Source organism: Brachybacterium fresconis (assembly GCF_017876515.1).
GTDB classification, from domain to species: Bacteria; Actinomycetota; Actinomycetes; order Actinomycetales; family Dermabacteraceae; genus Brachybacterium; species Brachybacterium fresconis.
On sequence record NZ_JAGIOC010000001.1, the window covers coordinates 2,056,034 to 2,079,220 of the forward strand.

The following is a 23,187-nucleotide window of genomic DNA, read 5'->3' on the forward strand; positions in this document are numbered from 1 at the left end:
TTCACCGCGAGGCCCGATGGGCTACCCAGGACCGGTGCAGCCCCGCGTAGATGCCGCCGTCGAGCTCGACCAGCTCGTCGTGGGTGCCGTGCTCGACCAGGTCGCCGTGGTCGAGCACCATGATGCGGTCCGCGCGCTCGGCGGTGGAGAGCCGGTGGGCGATGGTGATGGTGGTGCGGCCGCGGGCGAGGCCGTCGATGGCCTGTTGGAGCCGCACGTCGGCCGCGGGGTCCACGGCGCTGGTGGCCTCGTCGAGCACGATCACATCAGGGTCGGCGAGGTAGGCGCGGGCCAGCGCGACCAGCTGCCGCTCCCCCGCGCTGAGCGACTCGCCGCGCTGGCCGACAGGGGTGTCCAGACCCTCGGGCAGCTCGTCGGCCCAGGTGCCGAGCCCCAGCTCGTCCAGTGCCCGACGCATGTCTGCGGTCGTCGCGTCCGGCTTGCCGTAGACGAGGTTGCCGGCGACGGAGGTGTCGAAGAGGAAGCCTTCCTGCGGCACCATGATCACCCGCGAGCGCAGGGACGAGTACGGGATCAGGTGCAGCGGGATCCCGCCGATGAGCACCTCGCCGCCGGCGGGGTCCATCATGCGGGTCAGCAGCTTGGCGAAGGTGGTCTTGCCGCTGCCGGTCTCCCCCACGATCGCGATGCGACTGCGCGCGGGAAGGTCGACGCTGATGCCGTGCAAGACCTCGGGCCCGGTCGGGTAGGAGTAGCGCAGATCGCGGATCTCGATGTCCAGCAGACCGTCCGGCAGCGCTCGCGCACCGGGTACGGGCGCCGAGCGGATCCCGGTCCGGGGGTCGAGGGCGCCGCCGGGATCGGCGACGTCGGCCGGGGTGTCGAGCACGCCGAGCACGCGGCGCCAGCCCGCCACCGCGTTCTGGGCCTGCATCAGCATCTCGATGCCCATCCGCACGGGCTGGCTGAACAGGGAGACCAGGAAGACGAAGGCGATCACGCCGCCGGCGGTGAGGTCCGCCCCGGGCAGGGAGATCCCCAGCGTTCGGGTGCCCAGCAGGATTCCCATCACGACCACGACGGCGGTGGCCAGACCGTCGGCCGTCTCCGAGAGGAAGAAGGAGACCGACTGTGGTTTCAGCACGGAGAACTGGGCGTTGCGCACGTCGCGGACGCGGTCGGTCTGGGTGCGACGGGTGCGGGACTCGATGCCGTAGGCGCGCACGGTGGCGGAGCCGACCAGGGCCTCCGAGACGGCGCCGAGCATGCGGCCCACCTCGGCGCGCACCTGCTGGAAGCGCACCCGGATCCGACGCTGCAGCGTGCCCATGATCAGCAGGATCGGCAAGTAGCAGATCCACACGACGACCGCCAGCGGCCAGGAGTAGAAGACCATCACGGCGGTGGCGAGGACGAGCTGCATGCTCATCACCACCAGCATGATGCCGCCGAAGCTCATGAACTGGCTGACGGTGTCGACGTCGCTGGTCACACGGGATACGAGGGCGCCGCGCTGTTCGGTGCCCTGGGTGAGCAGGGACAGGTCGTGGATGTGGCGGAAGGCGCGCTTGCGCAGGGTGGCCAGCGACGTCTCGGCCAGGCGGAACAGTCGCCGGTTCATGACGATGTTGCACACCGCGGTGGCGAGCAGGACGAACGCGGCCAGGCCTGCGGCACCGGCGACGAAGGCGACGTCCGGCCTCTCCGGGGCGATGATGCCGCGGTCGAGGATGGCCTGCACGGCGATCGGCACCACGACCTTGCCGGCGGTGGCGATGACGGCGAGCAGGATCGTGATCCATAGACCTCGCAGGGCATCGGGGGTCAGCGCGAGCCCGCGGCGGACGGTGTGCAGGGCCGATTCGTCGGTGGTGGTCTCGCTGCCCAGGCGCGAGGAGTCGCGGGTGGCGGCGGCGGTCATCGGTCCTCCTCCCGGTCGTGGTCGGCGCGGTCGCGGCGGTGGTCGGCGCGGTCGTGGGGCCGATCATCCTCGGCCCAGCCGTCCTCGCACCCCTCGGCCGCGGCGGTGTCGTCCTCGTGGCGGAAGCGGCTGGTGCCGTGGCGCTCGACGGCGTCGGCGACGGTGCGAGCGCGTTCGGCCGGTACGGCGACCGACGGATCGGGGCCGTCGCTGGGTGGCGGGCCCGAGGACTCCAGCAGGTTGTGGCTGATCGCGGCCTCGTCGTAGGCGTCGACCAGCGAGCGGTAGCCCTCATGGCGTCCGCGCAGCTCCTCGTGAGTGCCGGCGCCGGCGACGCGACCGTGGTCGAGGAAGACGACCTGGTCGGCCAGGGAGATGGTGGATTTGCGGTAAGCGATCAGCAGCAGCGTCGAGGAGGTCATCTCGCGGCGGATCCCGTCGAGGATCGCCAGCTCCACGCTGGGGTCGCAGGCGCTGGTGGCGTCGTCGAGGATCAGCAGCCGGGGCCGACGGGCCAGCGCCCGGGCCAGGGCGATGCGCTGACGCTGCCCGCCGGAGAGGGAGCCGCCGCGCTCGCCCAGCTCGGTGTCCAGTCCCTCGGGCAGGGCGTCGACGAAAGCCTCGGCCTGGGCGATGCGCAGCGCCCAGCGCACCGTCTCCTCGTCGATGTCGTCGCCGAGGGTGACGTTCCAGCGCACCGTCTCGTCGAACACGAAGGCCTGCTGCAGCACCAGGGCGACGTCGGCGGTCAGCGCGTCGGCCGTGAGAGACCGCAGGTCCGCGCCGTCCAGGCGCACGGCGCCGGAGGCGGGATGGACGAGTCCGGCCGTGAGCAGGGCGAGCGTGGACTTCCCGGAGCCGGTGGCGCCGACGACGGCGAGCACGCGGGTGCCGGCCGTGGGGTCGGCGCGCAGGCTGACCTCGCTCAGCGACTCGGAGGTGCGCACGTGGTCCCCAGCGCCCGTGCCCTGGCCGAGGATGACCTGGGCGGGGTCGTCGCGGTAGACGAAGGTGACCTCGTCCAGGGTGAGCACGCCCGGTCCCTCGGGCAGCGGGTCGGGACCGTAGGTGCGCTCTTCGGTGACGTCGAGGATCTGCTGGACGCGGCCGCCGCCGACCACGGTGCGGGAGAGGTCACCGAGCACCCAGCCGAAGGAGCGGATCGGCAGCGCCATCAGGGTGAACAGGTAGGACACCTCGACCAGCTGCCCGGTGGTCAGGTGCCCGTCGCCGATGCGCCAGGCACCGAGCACCGCGACGGCGAGGATGCCGAGGTTGGGCAGGGCGTCGATCAGCGGGTCGAACCAGCCGCGCACGTAGCCGAAGCGGATGCCGGCCTCGCGCAGGTCGTCGGCCGCGCGGTCGAACCGCTTCTCCTCGACGTCCTCGCGGCCCAGGGACTTGACGACGTTGGCGCCGTCGAAGGACTCGTGGGCGATCTCGGCGACCTCGGCGCGCAGCTGCTGGGAGCGCACGGCGATCGGGGTCGCGAACCGCTGCAGCAGCACGTTGAGGATGATCAGCAGCACGATCAGCGCGAGCATGACCAACAGGATCACCGGATCGATGCGGGCCACGACCACCGTGGCGTACACCAGCATCACGATCGTGGACAGCGCGAAGGGGAACGGCGCCATCGCGAAGAAGGTGGCCTCGACGTCGGCGTAGACCGAGCTCAGCAGCGTGCCGGTGGACTGGCGGCGGTGCCACAGCAGCGGCACCTTGGCGTACACCGCGGCGAGGCGTTCGCGATACAGGCCGAACAGCTCGAACTGGGCGGCGGCGGCGAACACGCGGCGGGCCATCACGCTGACGGCGCGGGCCACGGCGATGCCGAGGATGGCCAGGCCGCCGGCGAGGACCAGGCCCAGCTCCGGGGTGCCGCTGGCGAAGGAGGGCACGATGACGTCCTCGGTGACGCGGCCGATGATCGAGGAGGTCGCGATCTGCAGCAGCGCGAAGCCCGTGGCGCCGACCACCGCCAGGATGAACCAGACCTTCTGCTCGGCAGCGCCTCTGAGCAGGCGCTTCAGGCCGGGAATCAGCACCGCGGGATGCTGGCGGTCCAGGTTGGAGAGGGGGCGCTCGGGGGCGGCCGACGGGGACGGGGACGGTGTGCTGGGGGCCGACGGGTCGGCCGTCGTGGTGGCGGTGGTCGCTCCGGTCCGGGCGGCGGCGGTGGTCGCGCCGGCGGCGGTGGTCCCGTCGGCGGCGTTGGTCCCGTCGGCGGCGGTGGTCGCGTCGGTGCGGGGGCTGCCGGGGCGCGGGTCCGGGGCGGTCATGCCGTGACGAAGTGGGCGACGACGGCGACCGCGAACACGATCGTGGACAGCATGGCCAGGGAGAACTCGATCAGGATTCCCAGGCCCAGCGCCTTCATGGCGATCCAGGCGGAGCTCATGCCCTTCCTCCAGTCCTTCTGCCGCAGCGCCTCGGCGATGTACAGCCCGATGACGAACCCGATCGGCAGGCCCAGGAACGGAATGACGAAGATCCCGACGATGCCGCTGGCGATCCCGACGTAGATCGGCCACATCGGCACCTCGGCGCGGTGCAGGGTGCGCCCGGTGAGGACGTAGCTCGTGGTCATGCCGATCGCGCCGAGGACCAGGATGATCCCGAACGCCACCCAGGAGGTCCAGCCGCCGATGATGATCGCCCAGATCAGCGTGGCGATGACCAGGGTGATGGTGCCGGGCAGCACGGGCACGATGATCCCGACGAGGCCGACGATGTACGCCAGACCGACCAGCACGGTCACGATGATCTGGACGGTGAGGGAGTCCACGGGTCCTCCGGGAAAAGCAGGGATGATGGCGGCGCCGCATCGCGTGATCGTTCACGACGACGGCGCAGAACGACGGCGACAGCCCGGGGCAGGGCCTCGTCCATCCTATCGGGGCCCACCGACGCGCGGTGAAGCGCTCAAGGAGTTGTGATGGGGAGCCGCCTGCTCCCGGGGATCAGATCAGATTCACCAGAGCGACGAAGGTGAGAGTGCCCAGGCCCACGCTGACCAGGGTGCGGCGGCCGCCCAGCAGATGGGCCGCGATCGTCACGGCGGTCGCCGCGACCGCGGGAACGATCCGGTCGGGCTCGGCGTCGATCGAGGTGCGCAGGGTCGAGACGGTGAGGATCGCGAGGATCCCCACCGGCATCCACACGGCCATCATGCCGACGAACCGGGAGTCCCGCAGGGGGCCGAGGATCACGAAGGGCACGGCACGCAGCGCGAAGGTGATGCCCAGTCCGATGACCATCACGGCCAGGAAGTACGAGGGCTCAGGCATTGCCGCCTCCGGCGGTGCTGTCTGCGGGATTGCTCTCTGCAGTACTGCCGTCTCCGGCCGTGCTGTCTCCGGCCGCGCTGTCTCCGGCCGCGCTGTCCCCGGCAGGGGCCGGCGCCGTCCGCGCGGTGAGCAGGCAGCGGAGCACGAGCAGGGCCACGAACCCGATCAGGCCGACGAACAGCGCCGAGTCCGGGACCAGCACCAGGGCGAGGCCGAGCGACAAACCGGCCAGCACCAGGGAGGGGACCTCGCGGCGGGACCGGCAGGCATCGAGGGTGAGGGTGATGAACAGGGCGCACAGCGCGAACTCGAGGCCCTCGATCCGGGTGGGAAGCACCGAGGCGATGGCGACGCCGACGAGACCGCCTCCCACCCAGTAGCTCTGGAAGGCCAGCTGTATCGCAACCAGGCGCGCCCCGCTCCAGGTGCCGGGGCGGGCGGCCGCGACGGCGTAGGCCTCGTCGATCAGGGCATAGACCGAGTAGAGCCGCGCCAGCGGATGGCGCACCACCCGCAGCGGGAAGGAGAAGGCGTAGAAGACGTGCCGGAAGTTCACCAGCACCGCGGTCAGGGCGATGGTCGCCAGCGGCGTCCCGACCGCCATCAGGCCCACCAGCAGCAGCTCCACGGAACCGGAGAACAAGAAGATCGACAGTCCTGGGGCGACCCACCACGGCAGACCGGTCTGGACCACGAGCAGCCCGAACGCGATGCCGATGGGGAACATGCCCAGGCCCGCCGCGAAGGAGAGGCGGATGCCGGTGGCGATCTCCTGGCGCCGCGTCGGGGCGCCCGGGGCGCCGTCGACTCCGGACGCCAGGTCAACCGACGCGGGGTCCGTCGCACCGACACCGGGCATCACGCCGACCCCCACGGCGTCCGTCGCGCCGACGCCGGGAATCACGTCGCCCGCCGCGGCATCCGTCGCACCGACGCCGGGCACCTCGTCGACCTCCGGAGCGTCCGCCGGGCACAGGTAGGCGGCGACTCCGGGGCGACTCGCGAGGCTCAGATCCGTCATGCTGCAATCATTCCAGGGTGCCGGGTGCACTGGGTTGCGAGATGGCGGGGTACGGGCGGCTACGATGCAACATATGAGCCTTGATGACATCGATCGCGCAATCATTGATCACCTGCGCGCGGATGGACGCCTGTCGAACGTCGCCCTGGCCGAGAAGGTGCACCTCACGCCGGGCCCGTGCCTGCGTCGGGTGCAGCGCCTGGAGGCCGACGGGGTGATCCTCGGCTACTCCGCCCAGGTGGACCCCGCCGCGCTGCATCAGGCCTTCGAGGTGATCCTGGATGTCGAGCTGACCGCCTACGACCGCGGCACCGTCGAGCACTTCGAGACGACGGTCGCTGCCTTCGAGGAGGTCGTCGAGCTGTACCGGCTGTTCGGCGCCCCCGACTACTTCGTGCGGGTGGCCGTGAGCGACCTCGAGGCCTACGAGCACTTCCTCACCGAGCAGATCATCACGATCGCCGGGGTCGCCAAGATCTCCTCGCGCTTCGCGATGAAGGTGCTCAAGAGTCAGCTGCCGGCTCGTGCACGTGCGTCCTCCGATCCACCATCTCGGCGCCGCTGATCAGGCCGGACAGTCCGCGCCGGTCGACCAGCAGCACCACGGCCACGGTCCCCACCGTCACCGCGGCGGCCGCAGCGCTCAGCAGCGAGGGCGCCAGCGGCACGTGTGCTCCGGAGAGGACGTCGGCGAGACCCGGCGCGATCGCGTACACGCCGGCCACCGGCAGGGCCCGCAGCAGGCGCTGTCCGCGGCTGCCTCGTCGTCCGTTCCACGCGGGCCGGATGCCGACCCACCGCTGGCCGGGCGAGGCCCCGCTGCCGTGCAGCGCCGGCAGCACCACCGTCAGCAGCGCCGCCAGCCCCAGAGCCATCGGTCGCAGCAGCTCCGCACCGGGGGCGACGAACGTCGGCAGCTCCCGCTCCCCCGTGGCGAGGATCCACGTCAGCGCCACGGCGAGGACGGTGATCATGGTCAGCATCGCGGGCATCACGGAGATCAGCGCGGCATCGATCGCCGCGCCGAGCAGGCGGCGGATCCGTGTGACCGGCTGCGGCGGGAGGGCGGCCAGGGCGGCCGGACGCGGGATCCACCCGGCCACGACCGGGGCGAGCAGCGCGCCGACCAGGGCGCCGAGGGCGTTGGTCACCAGGTCGTCGACGTCGGCGACCCGGTAGCTGCACCCGTAGATCCCCCACAGGCCCGTGTACTGCGTGGTCTCTATCAGCAGCGAGGCCGCCAGCGCGGCCAGGAGCGCGGTGGGGATGCCGCGGCCGGTCATCACCCGCACCAGCACGCCAAGCGGAATGAACAGCGCGATGTTCAGCAGCGGCTGGGCGAGCGTCGCGATCGTGAACGTGGAGGACAGGCCGTTCTCCCCGGCGATCCGGGCGATGTCGGCGATCACCGCGCCCGGCACCGCCTGGAGGGCCCGGCCGGCGCCGCCGTCGCACACGGCCGGATCCGGCAGCGGCAGCAGCGTGTACGCCACCAGCGCGACGCCGTAGACGGACAGGGCCGCCGTGCCCAGCAGTCGGGTCGGACTGAGCCGTCCGTAGGCGTAGTACTGGATGACCATGGCAGGGACCAGCACGGCCAGGAAGCTGAGGGTGCCGCCGACCAGGGCGAAGGGGATCTGCCAGGTCCACGTCTCGATCATGGCTGCAGTCTGTCGCGGCCGATGCACGGGGCGGATCCACCCGAGGTCCGATCGGCGTCATACCGTCGGCGGAACCGACCCCCGAGCGGGCTCGGGCGGTGTCCTCGCAGACGCAGGACGGTCTCGACGTCGCCCGGCTGGGACTGCCGGTCCTCAGGGGTGACGTCGCGGGCAGCGACAGTGCCCTCCCCCACATGCACGGCGGTCTCGCCCCCCGTGAGGTGGAGGGCCGACGGCGGTGATGTGACAGCCCGGTGGACGTCCTGCGCGGTCCCTTCGCCGCCTCTGGCCCCGGTCAGCAACGGCCCGTAGCGTTTCCTGCGTGAACGAGTTCCTGCGTCTGGGTGTGGTCGGGGTGGTCGGGGGCCTCGGGGTCTTCGCGATCATCCTGGCCCCCTCCGTGCTGCTGCAGCGGCACCGCTTCGGGCGGGTGCGGCCGCTGCGACTGGTCGGCGTTGCGGTCATCTGCATCTACACGATGACTATGGCCGGGCTGACCGTCGCTCCCGCCTACGAGATCGCCGAGACCTGCAGCAACCGGGCCGGAGGCGAGCTGCGGCCCTACCCCTTCAACACCCTGCTGCAGCTCCTCGAGGTCCACGCCGATGGGACCTCGCTGCCGGGCCTGCTGGTCAGCTGGCCCGTGCTGCAGCTGGCGGCGAACGTCGTGCTGTTCATGCCGCTGGGAGCGGTGCTGCGCGGCGTGTTCCGTCTGGAGGTCACGAACTCGCTGGCGATCGGGGTGATGCTGTCGGTGCTCATCGAGGCCACCCAGTACACCGGCGCGTGGGGGCTGTACCCCTGCGGGGTGCGGATCGCCGACATCGACGACGTGTTCGCCAACTCCCTCGGCGCGCTGCTGGGGGCGTTCTTCGCCCCTGTGCTGACCAGGCTTCGCGTGCCGCTGTTCGTCCACGAACGGCCGCTGGACGATGATGGCCGACGGGATCGTCCGCAGCAGGACGACTCCGATCGGGATGCGCGGCATTGAGGGGAGTCATGGCGAGGACACGGATGCGGGCGAGTTCGGCGGCGGGACCGCGCACGAGTCGACGGGCCCTGTTCCTGGCGGCGGGGGCCCTCGCGGCCGGGGCCCTCACCTCATGCGCCTCTCGCGAGGCCGACGAGCGCCTGGCGACGCAGGAGCGTCCTGTGGCCTCCCCGTCCGGCGACTTCTCCGCGGCGCTGGTGGCCGACGGGGTCGAGCTGCATCCGACGATCCGCACGGCCGACGGCACCGAGGTGTGGTCCGACGACCGCGGCCACGCGAACCGGGACGTCCCCGGGGTCGTGTGGGAGCAGGATGCCGACGTGCTGTGGGTGCTCTCGACCGATCACGGCAACGCGAGCGTACGCCGCGGCGAGGACGGGACCTGGGCGAAGACGCCAGGCAGCAAGGACATGCCGAAGGACATCGCCGAACTCGCCCGCTGAGCGCGGGGCGCGACAGGCAGGTGCCGGGAGCTGGCCGGGTGCCGGGGCCCGCGGCGGGCCGGGTGCCGGGGCGACGCGCGGTCGGCCAAGTGCTGGTGGATCCTGTCTGCCGTGTCGGTCAGGGCAACCGCACGACCTGCCCCGCATAGGAGAAACCGCCCCCGAAGCCGAGCAGCAGCGCCGTGGCGCCGGACGGGATCCGCCCGGCCTCCCGCATCCGGGAGATCGCCAGCGGGATCGTGGCCGCCGAGGTGTTCCCGGAGGTGATGACGTCATCGGCCACGACGGCGTCTTCGCGCAGTCCGAGCGATTCGGCGAGCGGCTCGATCATGCGCAGGTTCGCCTGATGCGGGATGAACACGTCGATGTCCTCCATCGTCCGGCCCGCCGCCTCCACGACCTGCTGGGCGATGCCGGGGGCCTCCCGCAGCGCCCAGCCGAGCACCTGTCGGCCGTTCTGGGCGAAGAATCCGTGGGGCGGGCTGATGGTCACGGCATCGACCAGGTCCGGGACGGTGCCCCAGACGACGGGGAAGACCCCGGGCTCGGCGGCCGCCCGCAGGACGACCGCGCCCGCGCCGTCCGCGGTGAGCACGCAGGTGGTGCGATCGGTGAAGTCGGTGACGGCGGAGAGTTTCTCCGCTCCGATCACCAGGGTGGTGGTCGAGGCGCCGGCTCGGATCCCCTGGTCGCCGACGGCCAGGGCGTGGCCGAAACCGGAGCAGGCGGCACCGATGTCGAACGCCGGCGGCCCGGAGAGGCCGAGCGCGTGGGCGACCCGCCCGGCCGCGCTCGGGGACCTCTCATCATCGGAGCACGTCGCGACGATCACCTGGGAGACCTCGGCCGGATCGATCTGCGCGTCCGCGAGGGCGGCCCGAGCGGCATGGGTCGCCATCTCGGCGACCGTCCCGGTCTGGTCCGCGATGCGGCGCTCCTGGATGCCGGTACGCCGACGGATCCAGTCGTCGCTGGTCTCGACCATCTTCTCGAGATCGTGGTTGGTGAGGACCCGCTCGGGTCGGTGATGACCGACGCCGATGATCGCGGAGCCGGACGAGGTGGGATTCACGAGGGAGCCTCCCGGGAGGTGCATCGAGGGACGGCCCGCTGGACTGCCGGGCCTCTCCCATGATCGCGCATGGGGCGCGCGGTCGGTCTCAGGCCGTGATGGTCACCCGCGAGCGGTCGTCGGCGCGCGTGTACGTGCCCCTCTTTACCTTTCCCATATCCGGAAGATATCGTCTGGTTCCGTGAAGACTACTCCTCCGCAGCTGACACCCTTCGTGCGCTCCGATGCGGTCGGGGCGATCCTTGCTGAGACACTCGGGCACCCCGACCGAGAGGTGACCCTTGCCGAGCTCGGCCGACGTGCCGGCGTCAGCGGTCCGGTGGTGCACCGTGAAGTCGGTCGGCTCGTAGACAGCGACGTTCTCCGCGATCGTCAGGAGGGACGCAACCGTCTCGTGCGTGCCAACTCCGAGCACCCGCTGTTCGCGCTCATGCGTGATCTGGTCGGCGCGACGTACGGGCCGATCCCGGTGCTCCGTGAGCTCTTCGAAGATGTGGACGGCGTCGAGAGGCTTTTGATCTATGGGTCGTGGGCCGCCCGTCGGGCGGGGGAGAGCGGCGCGTTCCCGAACGACATCGACGTTCTCGTCGTGGGCACCCCCTTGCGGCGGACTCTGACGAACATCGCTTCCGAGGCCAGCGGGCGCCTCGATATACCGGTGAACGTGACGAGGCTTCCGGTCGAAGACTGGGAGGCCGAGGACGCCTCGCCTTTCGTCGCAACGGTCCGATCGCGCCCGACGGTCGATGTGATGACGGGCGACATCGATGGGTGACGTGATCGCGGACATGCTCGCGAACCGCCGGCTGGAAAAGGTCACCGTGAACCGGGCTCATGCTGTGAGCGTGATCGACATGGCCGAGCGTCATGTCCGAACGGCGATGGTGCTCGCGAGAACTGACGATCACGTGATGGCGTTCACTGCCGCGTACGACGGTGCGCGGAAGGCTCTCGCCGCAGTCCTCGCGGTCGAGGGACTGCGAGTTCGCCCGGTAGGTGGAGCGCACCGCAATGCCGGAATGGCGGCCGCGGTGTTCGTCGACGATGGATCGCTGCACGAGTTCGATTGGATGCGCCAGGTGCGAAATGCGACGGAGTATCCCGATGTCGGCCGCCCGACGGCGACGCAGCAAGACGTCGCCGAGGCGATCATGGCGGCTTCTGCGATTGTCGAAGCCTGCGCGGGGCATGTGTATCACGAAACATGAGCGCCCACTCCGGTGCGGACGGAGGGCCTGAGATACGTCAATCGCGATCTCCCCAGAGAGGGTGGAGGCCGCGGACGGTGAATTGCGCTGCCGATCGTGTCCTCGTGCACGGAATCATGCCCCGGTATCTCCCACCCGGCGGGTCGCTTCCGTCGCCCCGCGATCCGCGTGCTCGACCTCCGCGAGTCCCCGCTCTCAGGCCGTGATGGTCACCCGCGACCGGTCGTCGGCGCCGCGGCGCACATGGATCTGCTCGGCGATCTGCGCCTTCATGTCCCCGACGTGGCTGACGATGCCGATGGTGCGGCCGTGCTCGGCGAGGCGTCCGATCTCCCGCACCACCGTCTCGAGGGTCTCGGGGTCCAGGGAGCCGAATCCCTCGTCGATGAACAGGGTCTCCATCCGCACTCCCCCGGCCTCGCCGGTGACGATGTCGGCCAGGCCGAGCGCGAGGGCGAGGGAGACGAAGAAGGTCTCCCCACCGGAGAGGGTCTCGGGCACGCGCACCTGATCGGTGCGACGGTCCATGACCAGCAGGTCGAGGCCGGTCTTGCGGGCACCGCGCTTGCCGGTGTCGCGCAGCAGCTCGAGGTCGGAGCCGGAGAACAGGGCCAGGCGCGCGTTCGCGGCCTGCACCACGGCGTCCAGCCGCCACATCAGCACATAGGTGGACAGCTGGACGCGGTCCCCGTCGGCGGAGCGGCCGGTGGCGAGGTCCGCCACGCGCACCACCACCCCGGCCTCCGCGCTGACCGTCTCGACCTGGGCTGACGCGGTGGCGAGTGCCGTGCGGGCCTCCGTCCCGCGCTCGGCGACGGCGCCCAGGCGGGCCGCGAGACCGGCGGCCTCGCGGGCGGCGGCCCGGGCAGCGGTGAGCTTCTCGGTCGCCGCGGTGCGCGCGGCATCAGCCTGCTCGCGGGCCTCGTCGCTCGCGGTCGTCCCGGCGATCCCCTCCTCGGCGAGGCCGTCGGACAGGCGGGACTCCTCCACCGCGCGGGTCTCGACCAGGCGGGCGAGGCGGCGCCGCTCGTCCTCCTCGAGCACGGCGGCGCGGGCCTGCTCGTCGGCGGCGAGGTCGTCCTCGCCCGTCGCACGGGCCTGCGTATCCGGAGCGAGATCCGCGGTGGCCAGGGCCTGCTCCGCCTCGGTGGCGAGATCGGCGGCGCGCTGTTCGGCCTCGGTCCGTCGGCGCAGCGCCTCGCGCAGGGCGGTCGCGGCGCGGGCGGTGGCGAGGTGGCCGCGGCGGCGGGCGGCGAGGGACTCGTGCTCCCCGCGGGCCTCGGTGACCTTGGCGTGGTCGGTCTCGAGGGTCTTCTCGAGCCCGGTGAGGGCGGTGCGTTCGCGTTCGACGGCCAGGGCGTCCTGCTCACGGCGCCGGGTCAGTCGCGCGCTCTCCTCGTCGTGGCGCGTGATCGTCGCGTCCAGTTCGGCGGCCTTCGCCTCCGCATCGCGGGCGGTGCGGACGTTCTGCGTCGCCGTGGTGACGGCGTGCTCGGCGGCCTCCGCGGTGAGCTCCCCGGCGGCGTCCTGCAGGCGGGTGAGCTCCTGGGCGGCGAGGGCATGGGTCTGCTCGGTGCCGGCCTGCTCGGCCTCGGCCGCCTTGCGACGCTGTTCGGCCTCCTCGACCTGCTCGGGGCTGACGGCGTCCTCGGACGGATCGGCGCGATCGGGATGCTCTCGTGCGCCGCAGACGGGGCAGGCCTCACCGTCGGTGAGGTCCGCGGCCAGTTCGGCCGCGATGCCGGCGAAGCGGCGGCGGCGCAGCTCGGCCTCGGCCGCGGCGAGGTCCTTGGCGGTGGCCAGGGCGTGCGTGGCCTTGTCCTTCGCGGTGTCGACGGCCTTCTGCTGGGCGACGGCCGCGGTGGCGGCGCGGCGCTGTTCCTCGGCGGTGCGCTGGGCGAGGCGGGCGTCCCCGAGCGCGGCCGCGGCGGTGCGCTTCTGCTCGCGGTCGGCGACGAGCTGCTCGCGCTCCGCGGGACGGGCCGCAGCCTGCTGGATGAGCGCCTCGAGGGCCGTGACCGATGCGGTCAGGGCCTCGCGGCGTTCCGCGAGATCCTTCCTCCGGGTCGGCAGTGCGGTCTCGAGAGCGACGAGGTCGGCGAGCGCGCCCGCGGCCGAGGTCGCCTCGTCCGCTGCCTCGGCCAGCTGCTGATCGGCGTCCTCGGCCGGGTGCCGCACGGCACCGCCGGCCGGCCGCGAAGCGGCGTCGTCGGCCGGGAACAGAGCGGTGTCCGCGCCGGTCGAGCCGTCCTGGTCGGGCGCGGCATCGACGGCGGGACCGGCATGTGCAGCGGGCCCGAGCAGGTCGACGAGGTCGGGATGCTTCTCGCCCGTGGTGCTCGCCTGCTGGGCGAGCTGCTCGATGGCCTCGCCCTCCTGGGTCGAGGCCTTGTCCCGGCGCTGCAGCAGCGCGACGACCGGTCGGGCGGCCTCGTCACGACGCAGGGCGGTGCGGGCGCTGTCGATCGCGGGGCGCTCGGTCTGAAGCCGGGCGGCGAGCGTGTCGAGCTCGCGGCGGCGGTCGATGCGCTTCCGGGCCGTCTCCGCCGCGTCGGCGGCGGTGCGGGCAGTCTGTTCGGCGGTGGCCGCGGTCTCGGCGTGGCCGTGCGCCTCCTGCGCGCGGGCGGTGGCGGTCTCGAGGTGCTCATCGGCGAGGGCGGCGAGCGGCTCGAGGCGCAGCGCGGCGGCAGCCTCCTGCAGGGCGGCGGCATGCTCCTCGTCGACGCCGGTCGCTTCGAGGTAGCGGGCCAGCGCCCGTCCGAGGGTCTCCGTCGCGGCATCGACCTGCCGTTTGGCGGCCTTGCGCATCTCCTCGAGCTGCTTCTCGACGTCGGCGTAGATCTCGGTGCCGAACACGCGCTGGAGCACCTGCTGGCGCTCCCCGGTGCCGGCGCGCAGGAAGCGGGCGAACTCGTTCTGGGGCAGCAGGACGGTCTGGGTGAACTGCTCGCGGGTCAGTCCCACGGCGCGCTGGATCTCCCGGCCCACCTCGTCGATGCGGGTGGCGAGCGCCTGGACGTCGGCCCCGCCGCCGGCGGTGTCCGCGATGACGGCGGGGATCAGCTGCGGGGAGCCGATCCGCCACAGCACGGCCTTGGCCTGCTCCTTCGTGGTGCCGCTGCCGCGCTTCTTGGCGCGCTGGAACTCCGGTTGCCTGCGCACGCGGTAGATGCCGGAGCCGGTCTCGAAGACGAGGTCGACGACGCTGGGTTCAGTGGGGGCGGCGAACTGGGAGCGGATGCGGTCTCCGCTGGTGACGCTGCCGGCGACCTGGCCGTACAGGGCGTAGACGATCGCGTCGAGGATCGTGGACTTGCCCGATCCCGTCGGCCCTTCGAGGAGGAACATGCCGCTGGCGCCGAGGGCGGCGAGGTCGATGTCGACGGTGTCGGCGAAGGGGCCGATGCCGGTCAGGCGCAGGTGGTGGAGCCTCATGAGGCCTCCCGCCGGCCGCGCGCCTGCGTGTAGGCGCGCTCGAGGACCTGATGTTCGCCGGCGGTGGGGTCGGCGCCGGTGGTGGCGGCGAGGAACTCGTCCATCACCTGCAGCGGGTTCTGCTCGCGGCGCACCACCGGGGAGTGCTCCGAGGCGGTGCGGCCCTCCGGCTCGTACTCGGTGACCAGCAGGTGCGGGTAGGCCTCGCGCAGCTGCTCCTGCAGGTGGGCGGGCCGGGCGGTGTCGGTGATGACGGCCTTGAGCCAGTCGGCCCCGTGCGCGTCCTGCTGCGCGAGGATCTCCTCGAGCGTGCCGCGCAGCTCGGTCAGGCGCCGCGGTCTGGGCGTCTCGATCCGCTCGACGCTCACGGCGGCGGTGCCGTCCTCGTCGCGGGCGCCGAGGTCGACCAGCAGCACGGACTTGCGGTGCCGGCGCTCGGAGAAGGAGAAGGCCAGCGGCGAGCCGCAGTACCAGGCGGGGGCGCCGACGGTGGCGGTGAGGTCCTGGCAGCCGTGGAGGTGGCCCAGCGCCAGGTAGTCGATGCCGCCGAGCACGCCGGCGGGCACCGAGTCGACGCCGCCGACGGACAGGTCGCGCTCGGAGTCGCTGGCCTGGCCCCCGGTGACGAAGGTGTGGGCGAGGACGACGGTGCGCGCCCCCGGGTGCGCGGCGGCCCGCTCGTGCACGCGGTCCAGGGCGGCGCGGGTGACGGCCTCGTGGCTGCGGGCCAGCGGCTCGGCCCCGTCGGCGGCGAGCTCGGTGCGGGCCCGGTCCGGCTCGAGGTAGGGCAGGCCGAAGAACAGCACCTCTCCGTGCTCGTCCTCGACGCTGACGGGATGCTCGATGCCCGGCACGTCGGTGAGCAGGTGGATCCCGGCGCGCATGAGCGCGCGACCGAAGCCGAGCCGCTCCGGGGAGTCGTGGTTGCCGGAGGTCAGCACCACGGTGGCCCCGGTGTCCGCCAGGCGGGCGAGGGCGTCGTCCAGCAGCGTCACGCTCGTCACGGCGGGCACGGCGCGGTCGTAGACGTCGCCGGGGATGACGACGACGTCGACCTTCTTCTCCCGCACCAGGTCGACCAGCCAGTCGAGGAAGGCGGCCTGGTGCTCGTGCAGGTCGACCTTGTGCAGGGTGCGCCCCAGGTGCCAGTCCGAGGTGTGCAGGATTCTCATGGGTCCGAGCCTACGAGCGGGGGCCGACAGTCGGTGCATGCTCACCGCTCGGCGGCGGACGCGGGGTGCGTCCGACGCGCTGAGATCACACCCGTGGGACCTGAGACCTCCCGGAGCGCTGTTCGGCGCCGTGCGATATCAGGGTTGACCTTGATCCCGCATCAACCCTGCACCCTGATACCGCAGCGTCCCGCAGAGGGCGGGACGCACCGTGGAAGAAGGAGACCGATGGTGTCGGAAATCATCGAGAAGGTCCTCGAAGCTGATCCTGTAGCGTCCGAGGACGCTCTACCGGCGAGATGCTCCGCCAACGCAGGGACCGAGGGCGCGAGGTCATGACGGCATCGACGACCGGTGCGCCGGCGATCCGGGTGCAGGGGTTAGAGAAGGCGTACGGGAAGATTTCCGTGCTGCGTGGGGTGGACTTCGAGGTCGAGCGCGGGAGCATCTTCGCCCTGCTCGGCTCCAACGGGGCGGGCAAGACCACGGCCGTGCGCATTCTGTCCACGCTGCTGACGCCCGACGCGGGCGAGGCGAGCATCAACGGCTTCGACCTCGCGACCGAACCGGCGCAGGTGCGGGAGTCGATCAGCCTCACGGGGCAGTTCGCCGCCGTGGACGAGATCCTCACCGGGCGGGAGAACCTGGTCCTCGTCGCACGTCTCCGACACCTGGAGAGCCCCGGAGCCGTCGCCGATGACCTGCTCGAACGGTTCGTGCTGACCGAGGCGGGAGACAGAAGGGCCGCGACCTACTCAGGTGGGATGCGCCGACGGCTGGACATCGCGATGAGCCTCATCGGGGATCCGCCCATCGTGTTCCTGGACGAACCGACCACCGGTTTGGACCCGGAGCGGCGCATCGAGGTGTGGAGGGCCATCGAGAAGCTCGCCGCGAGCGGGACGACGGTTCTGCTGACCACGCAGTACCTCGACGAAGCCGAGGAGCTCGCCGACCGCATCGCGATCCTCCACCAGGGCCGGATCATCGTGGCCGGATCCCTCGATGAGCTCACACGGCTGCTCCCGCCGGCGACGGTCGAGTACGTCGAGAAGCAGCCATCGCTGGAGGACATCTTCCTCACGCTCGTCGGCGACCGCGGCCCAGAGGACACCAGCGGCGCTCCCGCCGCGGAACCAGGAAAGAAGTAGAAGGCGATCATGACAACGCACTTCGTCGTCGACACCGCGACCCTCACCGGGCGGTCTCTGAAGCACATCACCCGCAGCCCGGACACGATCATCACGACGGCGTTCATGCCGATCGCGATCATGCTGTTGTTCGTCTACGTCCTCGGCGGCGCGATCGAGACCGGATCCGAGACAGGCCGCGCATACATCGACTACATGCTGCCCGGCATCCTGCTGATCACCGTGGCGATGGGTATCTCCTACACGGGGTATCGCCTGTTCACCGATCTGAGGTCCGGGATCTTCGACCGGTTCCATTCCATGCCCATCTCCCGCTCGTCCGCGCTGTGGGCGCACGTGCTGACCTCGCTGGTGGCGAACGTCATCTCGGTCGCGATCGTGGTGGGCGTCGCCCTCCTGATGGGGTTTCGGACCGGGGCGAGCCTGCTCGACTGGCTCGCCGTCGCCGGTATTCTGGCCGTGTTCGTCCTGGCTCTGACCTGGGTCGCCGTGATCGCCGGCCTGTCGGCGAGCTCGATCGAGGGCGCGACCGTGTTCTCCTATCCGCTGATCTTCCTGCCGTTCATCAGCTCCGCGTTCGTGCCGACCGAGTCCATGCCCGGGCCGGTGCGCTGGTTCGCCGAGCACCAGCCCGTGACCCCGATCGTCAACACGCTCCGTGACCTGTTCGCCCAGCAGCCTGTCGGCGACGACATCTGGGTCGCCCTGGCCTGGTGCGTCGGCATCCTGGTCGGCGCCTACCTCACCGCGATCGTCATCTATCGCCGCACGATCACCTGATGCAGGGTAGGGACATGCTCACGATCAGCCAGCTCGCCGCATACGCCGGAGTGACGGTGGCCGCTGTGCGCCACTATCACAAGATCGACCTGCTGCCCGAGCCCGAGCGTGACCGGTCCGGATACCGCAGCTATGACGCCGCCGCCGTCGTGCAGCTGATCCGGATACACATTCTCGCCAGTGCCGGAGTGCCCCTGGCCCACGTGGAGAGCCTCCTCGAGGCCGACCCGACGTCTTTCGCGGAACACGTGACGCAGATCGACGATCGATTGCTCTCCGAAGTGCGACAGCTGCAGGAAACGCGTCGGCGACTCGCCGGACTCGCCGCCGGCGAGCAGCTGGCCCTCCCTGCGAGCGTGGTGGGCTATCTCGAGCGATTGCGCGACCTCGGCGTCGACGAGAGGTACCTCGAGAAGGAACGCGACGCCTGGATCGTGGTTGCCGCCCAGGTCCCCGACCAGATCGACGCCGTCATCGCCAAGAAGCACGAAGACTTGGGGGATCCGGACGTCCTGTGGCTGTACGACCTCGTCAGCGGAGTACTCGACTGGGCCGCCGACGACCCACGGGTGGTCGAGGTCGCCGATGTGCTCGAGCGCATCGCCACCCAAGCGGCAGAAGCCGGTACCGCGGGTGATGACGGACTCGACGACCACGTGGGCGCCCTCCTGGACGCGGCTGCGGCCCAGACCTCTCCCGCCGCTGAACGGCTGCTCGCCCTCCTCCAGGGACGAGGCTGGAAAGGGCTCACTCGCTTCGAACGAGCGGCCGCCGACAACCACACTCGGGACAACGCCCGTACGCTCTCGTCCCCGGCTGTCACCCCGGCGGTGGCGAGCTCCTCCGAGCCCCGCGCCGGCATCACTACAGGTACTGATCCGCCCAGGCGCTGATGATCCGGGCGGCGCGGTCGGCCTGCCCGTCCGCGGTGAGGAAGTGATCGGAGCCTTCGAGGGCGACGAAGCTGCGGGGGTGCACGGCGGCGCGGAAGATCTCGCTCGCATTGTCGATGCCGACCGTGGCGTCGGTCGGGGAGTGCATGACCAGCAGCGGCCGCCCCAGCGTGCGCACCTGGGCGATCAGCTCGGCACGACGCACGTCCTCGACGAAGTCCCGTTTCAGCGTCATCTCGCGCCCACCGATCAGCCACGGCGCGGTCCCCTCCTCCATCACGCGGCCCACCACCGAGTCGTAGTGGCGCTCGACCTCGGCCGGCTCCGCAGGAGCGCCGATCGTCACCACGGCCTTGACGCTCGGGATCCGCTGAGCGGCGACGATCGCCGCGGCTCCGCCCCAGGAGTGGCCGATCAGGAGGGCCGGGGCGGTACCGCGCTCGGCGAGGAACTCCGCCGCGCGCACCGTGTCGTCCACCTTCACCGTGAAGGACCCGTCGCCCCACTCCCCGTCCGACTCCCCGAGCCCGAGGCAGTCGTAGCGGAGCATCCCGATGCCCTGCTCCGCCAGTCCGCGGGCGATCCGGAACGCTGCCGGGGAGTCCTTGCCCAGGGTGAATCCGTGCACCAGCACTCCCCACCCGCGGGTGCTCGCCTCGGGCGCGTCCAGCACGCCCGCGAGCTCGGGTCCCCGCGAGCTCGGGAATCGGACATCATCGGTCATCGCACAGCACCTCTCCTGTGTCCGTCCGCCCTCGCAGCACCGCGAGGGTCCGAGAATTCCTGCACCGTAGCATCGCCTCAGGAAGAGGCCCGTCCTGAACATCGGCGTCGTCTCCAATGCGGCCGCCCCCTTCGGCGGCTGGAAGATGTCCGGCCTGGGCCGCGAGGGCGGGGCCGAGGGCATTCACGAGTACCTGCAGTCGAAGTACACCCTCACCCCGTCGCCGTTCTGAGCCGGCGGGGCCGGGAGGGAGCGGGCCGGCAGACGCTGCAGCAGCATCCGCGTGCTCCTGGCTCCCACCGGTCGCCGCGGCCGCCGACCCCACCGCCGTCGCCCGCTACCCCTGGTAGGTCGCCTCGTCCAGGCCCGACATGGTCGGATCGTGGTCGAGGTGCCCCACCTGGTACATCGAGCTCATCCAGTGATAGAAGTTGTCGCCGCGTGCCCGCAGGCGTCGGTAGAGGTCGGCGAGCATCTCCGAGCGCGGCCCCTCGAGCTCCGGATCGTCGTAGCGGTTGGTGAGCTCGTCGGGATCGGTCGCCAGGTCGTAGAACTCGTTGCGGGACTCCGGGTTCACGACCAGCTTGTAGCGGCGACCGCGCAGCATTCGCTGGGCGATCGGGAAGTGGTGACCGTGGAACTCGCACAGCACGTGGTCGTCCCATTCCACCTGCTCGCCGCGCACGATCGGCAGCAGGGAGCGTGAGTCCACCGCGGGAGAGGTGTCGAGGCCCGCGAGATCGAGGAACGTCGCCGGCAGGTCCAGCAGCGTCACCAGCTCCTCCCGCACCTGGGGCGGGCACCCGGGCACCCGCAGCAGCCCGCCGGTGCGGTAGATGTCGTCGTACATCGCCGGTCCCTTGTCGTGCAGCCGGTGGGAGCCGGTGAACTCTCCGTGGTCGGAGCTGAAGGCGACGGCGGTGGTGTCGGCCAGGCCCAGCTCCTCCAGGGCGGTCAGGATGCGCCCGAACTCGTGATCGATCATGGTCACATAGCCCCAGTACACGGCGATGAGCTTGCGCGACTGCTCCTCGGTGAGGGTGTCGAAGGCCCAGTGCCGGGAGTAGTTCTCCTGCACCGGGGGCTTGTCGGCGAAGTCCTCGGCGATGGAGCGCGGCAGCTCCACGTCCGCCGGGTCGTACAGGTCGAAGTACTCGTCGGGGACCACGTAGGGCAGGTGCGGGCCGGAGAAGCTCGAGACCACGAAGAAGGGGGTCTCGCCGGTGCGGGCGCCCTCGGCGTAGCGGGTGAGCATCTCGATGGTGCGGTCGGCGAGGTAGTGCTCGAAGGTCGCCTCCATCGGCTGGTGCAGTCGTGCTGCCAGCAGATTGGAGACCTCCCCGTTGGGGAACGTGCCGCGGATGCGGTCGCTGATCTCGTAGGGCGGATGGCCGTGCTCCTCGAGCCAGGCGAGGTAGTCGGGATGGTCGACCGGGTTGTGCCAGCCCGGGTAGTGCTCCGCCTCGAAGCCGAAGTCGGCGGCGGTCCGCTCCTCCCCCACGTGCCACTTGCCCACGAGTCCGCACTCGTAGCCGTGCTCGCGCAGCGCCTCGGGCACCGTCCACTGGTCCTCGGGGAGGTCCTCGATGTAACCGACGTTGCGTTCATGGTTGGCCAGCAGCTTGTGGCGGAACGGGGCGGCACCGGTGAAGAGGGACGCGCGGGCCGGGGTGCAGATCGCCGTCGGCGTGAACCAGTTGTCGAAGCGGGTCCCGCTCGCGGCCAGGGCGTCGAGCGTCGGGGTGCGGCAGATCGTGTTGCCGTAGCAGCCCATGGTGTCGACCCGATGCTGGTCGGTCATGAGCATGAGGATGCTGCGGCGACCCTGCGGATCGGAGGCGGCGGAGCCCCTGGCGACGGGTGCGGAGGGGGTGGAGGACATGCGATGGCCTTTCCGGTCGGGGCGGCGGGTCAGGAGCGGGAGGTGGCGAGCTGGTCCATCTGCTCCAGCTCGAGGTTCTTGGTCTCGGGGACGAACTTCAGCACGAACACGATCGAGACGAGGGCGACGGCGGCGTAGAGGGCGTAGGTGGCGCCGATGGACCAGGCTGCGAGCACCGGGAAGGTCAGGGTGACGGCGAAGTTCGAGGCCCACTCCACGCCGCCGGCGACGGAGGTCGCGGCACCGCGGAGACGGTTGGGGAACATCTCACCGATCAGCACCCACATGATCGGTCCCCAGGTGCCCGCATAGGCGAACACGTACAGGCACAGCGCCACCAGGGCGAGCACACCGCGGATCGGGTTCGAGGCGAGGTCAGGGGCGAGACCGCCGCCGTCCTGGGCGACCTGCGGGGCGGTGAGCATCACGATCGCCGTGACCACGAGGGCGGTGAACATCGCGATCGAGCCCCACAGCAGCAGCGGGCGCCGCCCGACCCGGTCCACCAGCAGCATCCCGACGATGATCGCCGCGATCTTCACGGCCGTCAGGACGAGGGTCTGCTGGAGAGCGTCCTGCTCGTCGAATCCGATGGTGGAGAAGATCGTGGTCGCGTAGTAGAAGATCGCGTTGATCCCGACCAGCTGCTGCAGGGCGGCCAGGCCGATGCCGACCCAGACGATGCGCTGCAGGTTCGATCCGCTCGGGGTGAGGAGGGAGCGGAATCCGCCGCCGCCGTGTTCCCCCAGCGAGCGGCCGATCTCCTCGACGCGCTGATCGACGCCCTGCTCGCCCACGGTGCGCACGAGCACCGCCCGGGCCTCGTCGAGCCGGCCACGGGCGATGAGGAAGCGCGGCGACTCGGGCGTCATGAGCGAGGCGATCAGGTAGATCGCGCCACCGATGGCCACCGAGAGGAAGGCCCACTGCCACACCTCGAGGTCGAGGCCCAGGATCCCCAGGTGGGAGGTCGACAGCGGCGCGTCGCCGTCGGGGGCCGGGGCGGCGCCGAGCATCGCGTCTCCCAGCAGACCGCAGACGAACAGCCCGATGATCAGCATGAACTGGCGCAGGGAGACGAGCATGCCGCGCATCGAAGCGGGCGAGGTCTCGGAGACGTAGGCGGGGGCGATGGTCATCGCCGCGCCCATCGCCATCCCGGAGAAGAGGCGCCAGAACAGGAACATCGCCAGCGAGCCGCCGACGAATGCGGTGCCGACGGAGGAGACGATGAACAGGATCGCTGCGATCACCATGATCACCCGGCGCCCGACCCGGTCGGAGAGGCGTCCCGCGACGAATGCCCCGAGCACGGCGCTGAGGACGCCGAAGGCCACGGCGAAGCCGAGCAGGCCGGTGCTCGCGCCGGTGTGGAAGGCCAAGGCATTCTTGACGACGTTGAGCGCCATCGCGTCCCAGCCGAACATGAGACCGGATATCGACGCGGCCAGCGCGGCGCCCAGTGCGCGGCGGCGCGCGGCGCGCGGGACGGCGGGCCTCGCCGCCGTGGGTGAAGAGACGGTGGAAGCAGGGGTCGGGCGGGTCATGCGATCAGGTCCTTTCCTGGTCGACAGGGGCGTCG

Annotated in this window: 20 protein-coding genes and 1 pseudogene; 9 read left to right on the forward strand and 12 right to left on the reverse strand. The window is 71.2% G+C overall.

Going from position 1 to position 23,187, the window contains the following annotated elements:
• Window position 1: 1 nt before the first annotated feature.
• From JOF44_RS09390 to JOF44_RS09410, 5 genes are all read right to left on the reverse strand, one after another.
• On the reverse strand, window positions 2-1,882 hold the full coding sequence (locus JOF44_RS09390; protein ID WP_209890158.1) for an ABC transporter ATP-binding protein: 1,881 nt from the start codon (window positions 1,880-1,882) through the stop codon (window positions 2-4).
• Window positions 1,879-4,164, reverse strand: a complete 2,286-nt coding sequence (locus JOF44_RS09395) for an ABC transporter ATP-binding protein (RefSeq protein WP_209890161.1) — start codon at window positions 4,162-4,164, stop codon at window positions 1,879-1,881. The genes JOF44_RS09390 and JOF44_RS09395 overlap by 4 nt, the downstream gene beginning before the upstream one ends.
• Window positions 4,161-4,670 (reverse strand): DUF456 domain-containing protein, encoded by a 510-nt coding sequence (locus JOF44_RS09400; RefSeq protein ID WP_209890164.1) that lies wholly within the window; start codon window positions 4,668-4,670, stop codon window positions 4,161-4,163. Before JOF44_RS09400 ends, JOF44_RS09395 begins: the two co-directional genes overlap by 4 nt.
• 175 nt (window positions 4,671-4,845) lie before the next feature.
• The gene (locus tag JOF44_RS09405; protein ID WP_209890167.1) at window positions 4,846-5,172 is read right to left on the reverse strand and encodes a branched-chain amino acid transporter permease; all 327 of its coding nucleotides are present in this window, start codon (window positions 5,170-5,172) and stop codon (window positions 4,846-4,848) included.
• Window positions 5,165-6,193 (reverse strand): AzlC family ABC transporter permease, encoded by a 1,029-nt coding sequence (locus JOF44_RS09410; protein ID WP_281067088.1) that lies wholly within the window; start codon window positions 6,191-6,193, stop codon window positions 5,165-5,167. Before JOF44_RS09410 ends, JOF44_RS09405 begins: the two co-directional genes overlap by 8 nt.
• 73 nt (window positions 6,194-6,266) lie before the next feature.
• On the opposite strand from JOF44_RS09410, the gene JOF44_RS09415 reads away from it, so the two are divergent.
• The gene (locus tag JOF44_RS09415; RefSeq protein ID WP_209890170.1) at window positions 6,267-6,758 is read left to right on the forward strand and encodes an Lrp/AsnC family transcriptional regulator; all 492 of its coding nucleotides are present in this window, start codon (window positions 6,267-6,269) and stop codon (window positions 6,756-6,758) included.
• Here JOF44_RS09415 and JOF44_RS09420 read toward each other — a convergent pair.
• Entirely contained in the window at window positions 6,697-7,854 is a 1,158-nt protein-coding gene (locus tag JOF44_RS09420) for a VanZ family protein (RefSeq protein ID WP_209890173.1), read from the reverse strand. The two genes, JOF44_RS09415 and JOF44_RS09420, sit on opposite strands and share 62 nt — an antisense overlap.
• A gap of 322 nt (window positions 7,855-8,176) precedes the next feature.
• Here JOF44_RS09420 and JOF44_RS09425 point away from each other — a divergent pair, with 322 nt between their 5' ends.
• Window positions 8,177-8,845: a VanZ family protein gene (locus tag JOF44_RS09425; protein ID WP_209890176.1), complete on the forward strand. Its 669-nt coding sequence runs from the start codon at window positions 8,177-8,179 to the stop codon at window positions 8,843-8,845.
• A gap of 8 nt (window positions 8,846-8,853) precedes the next feature.
• Window positions 8,854-9,288 carry a hypothetical protein gene (locus JOF44_RS09430; protein WP_209890179.1) on the forward strand — a complete coding sequence of 145 codons (435 nt, stop codon included), beginning with the start codon at window positions 8,854-8,856 and terminating at the stop codon, window positions 9,286-9,288.
• 118 nt (window positions 9,289-9,406) lie between these two features.
• Here JOF44_RS09430 and JOF44_RS09435 read toward each other — a convergent pair whose 3' ends face one another.
• Window positions 9,407-10,384 carry a beta-ketoacyl-ACP synthase III gene (locus JOF44_RS09435; RefSeq protein ID WP_209890182.1) on the reverse strand — a complete coding sequence of 326 codons (978 nt, stop codon included), beginning with the start codon at window positions 10,382-10,384 and terminating at the stop codon, window positions 9,407-9,409.
• Between JOF44_RS09435 and JOF44_RS09440 the strand changes: the two genes are divergently transcribed.
• Window positions 10,329-11,135 carry a hypothetical protein gene (locus JOF44_RS09440; RefSeq protein ID WP_209896282.1) on the forward strand — a complete coding sequence of 269 codons (807 nt, stop codon included), beginning with the start codon at window positions 10,329-10,331 and terminating at the stop codon, window positions 11,133-11,135. The two genes, JOF44_RS09435 and JOF44_RS09440, sit on opposite strands and share 56 nt — an antisense overlap.
• Complete coding sequence (locus tag JOF44_RS09445) at window positions 11,128-11,568, forward strand: HEPN domain-containing protein (protein WP_209890185.1); 441 nt, start codon at window positions 11,128-11,130, stop codon at window positions 11,566-11,568. The genes JOF44_RS09440 and JOF44_RS09445 overlap by 8 nt, the downstream gene beginning before the upstream one ends.
• Before the next feature lie 195 nt (window positions 11,569-11,763).
• Here JOF44_RS09445 and JOF44_RS09450 read toward each other — a convergent pair whose 3' ends face one another.
• Complete coding sequence (locus JOF44_RS09450) at window positions 11,764-15,003, reverse strand: AAA family ATPase (RefSeq protein WP_209890188.1); 3,240 nt, start codon at window positions 15,001-15,003, stop codon at window positions 11,764-11,766.
• Window positions 15,000-16,175, reverse strand: a complete 1,176-nt coding sequence (locus JOF44_RS09455; RefSeq protein WP_209890191.1) for an exonuclease SbcCD subunit D — start codon at window positions 16,173-16,175, stop codon at window positions 15,000-15,002. Before JOF44_RS09455 ends, JOF44_RS09450 begins: the two co-directional genes overlap by 4 nt.
• Before the next feature lie 335 nt (window positions 16,176-16,510).
• Between JOF44_RS09455 and JOF44_RS09460 the strand changes: the two genes are divergently transcribed.
• Genes JOF44_RS09460 through JOF44_RS09470 form a run of 3 tightly spaced genes read left to right on the forward strand, consistent with a single transcriptional unit; the run spans window position 16,511 to window position 18,999 of the window.
• Window positions 16,511-17,326, forward strand: coding sequence for an ABC transporter ATP-binding protein (locus tag JOF44_RS09460; protein WP_209890202.1), 816 nt, complete (start codon window positions 16,511-16,513; stop codon window positions 17,324-17,326).
• A gap of 9 nt (window positions 17,327-17,335) precedes the next feature.
• Window positions 17,336-18,106 carry an ABC transporter permease gene (locus JOF44_RS09465; protein ID WP_209890206.1) on the forward strand — a complete coding sequence of 257 codons (771 nt, stop codon included), beginning with the start codon at window positions 17,336-17,338 and terminating at the stop codon, window positions 18,104-18,106.
• Between the two features lie 14 nt (window positions 18,107-18,120).
• Window positions 18,121-18,999, forward strand: a complete 879-nt coding sequence (locus JOF44_RS09470) for a MerR family transcriptional regulator (RefSeq protein WP_209890209.1) — start codon at window positions 18,121-18,123, stop codon at window positions 18,997-18,999.
• Here JOF44_RS09470 and JOF44_RS09475 read toward each other — a convergent pair.
• Window positions 18,971-19,723, reverse strand: coding sequence for an alpha/beta hydrolase family protein (locus tag JOF44_RS09475; RefSeq protein ID WP_209890212.1), 753 nt, complete (start codon window positions 19,721-19,723; stop codon window positions 18,971-18,973). The two genes, JOF44_RS09470 and JOF44_RS09475, sit on opposite strands and share 29 nt — an antisense overlap.
• A 94-nt stretch (window positions 19,724-19,817) precedes the next feature.
• Here JOF44_RS09475 and JOF44_RS09480 point away from each other — a divergent pair.
• Window positions 19,818-19,955 (forward strand): annotated as a pseudogene (locus JOF44_RS09480) (aldehyde dehydrogenase family protein); the annotation flags it as partial.
• Window positions 19,956-20,060: 105 nt separating this feature from the next.
• Here the strand turns inward: JOF44_RS09480 and JOF44_RS09485 are convergent.
• Together JOF44_RS09485 and JOF44_RS09490 are read right to left on the reverse strand one after the other, a co-directional pair.
• Window positions 20,061-21,605, reverse strand: coding sequence for a sulfatase family protein (locus JOF44_RS09485; RefSeq protein WP_209890215.1), 1,545 nt, complete (start codon window positions 21,603-21,605; stop codon window positions 20,061-20,063).
• Between the two features lie 29 nt (window positions 21,606-21,634).
• Window positions 21,635-23,152 (reverse strand): sugar porter family MFS transporter, encoded by a 1,518-nt coding sequence (locus JOF44_RS09490; protein ID WP_209890218.1) that lies wholly within the window; start codon window positions 23,150-23,152, stop codon window positions 21,635-21,637.
• Between the last annotated feature and the right edge of the window lie 35 nt (window positions 23,153-23,187).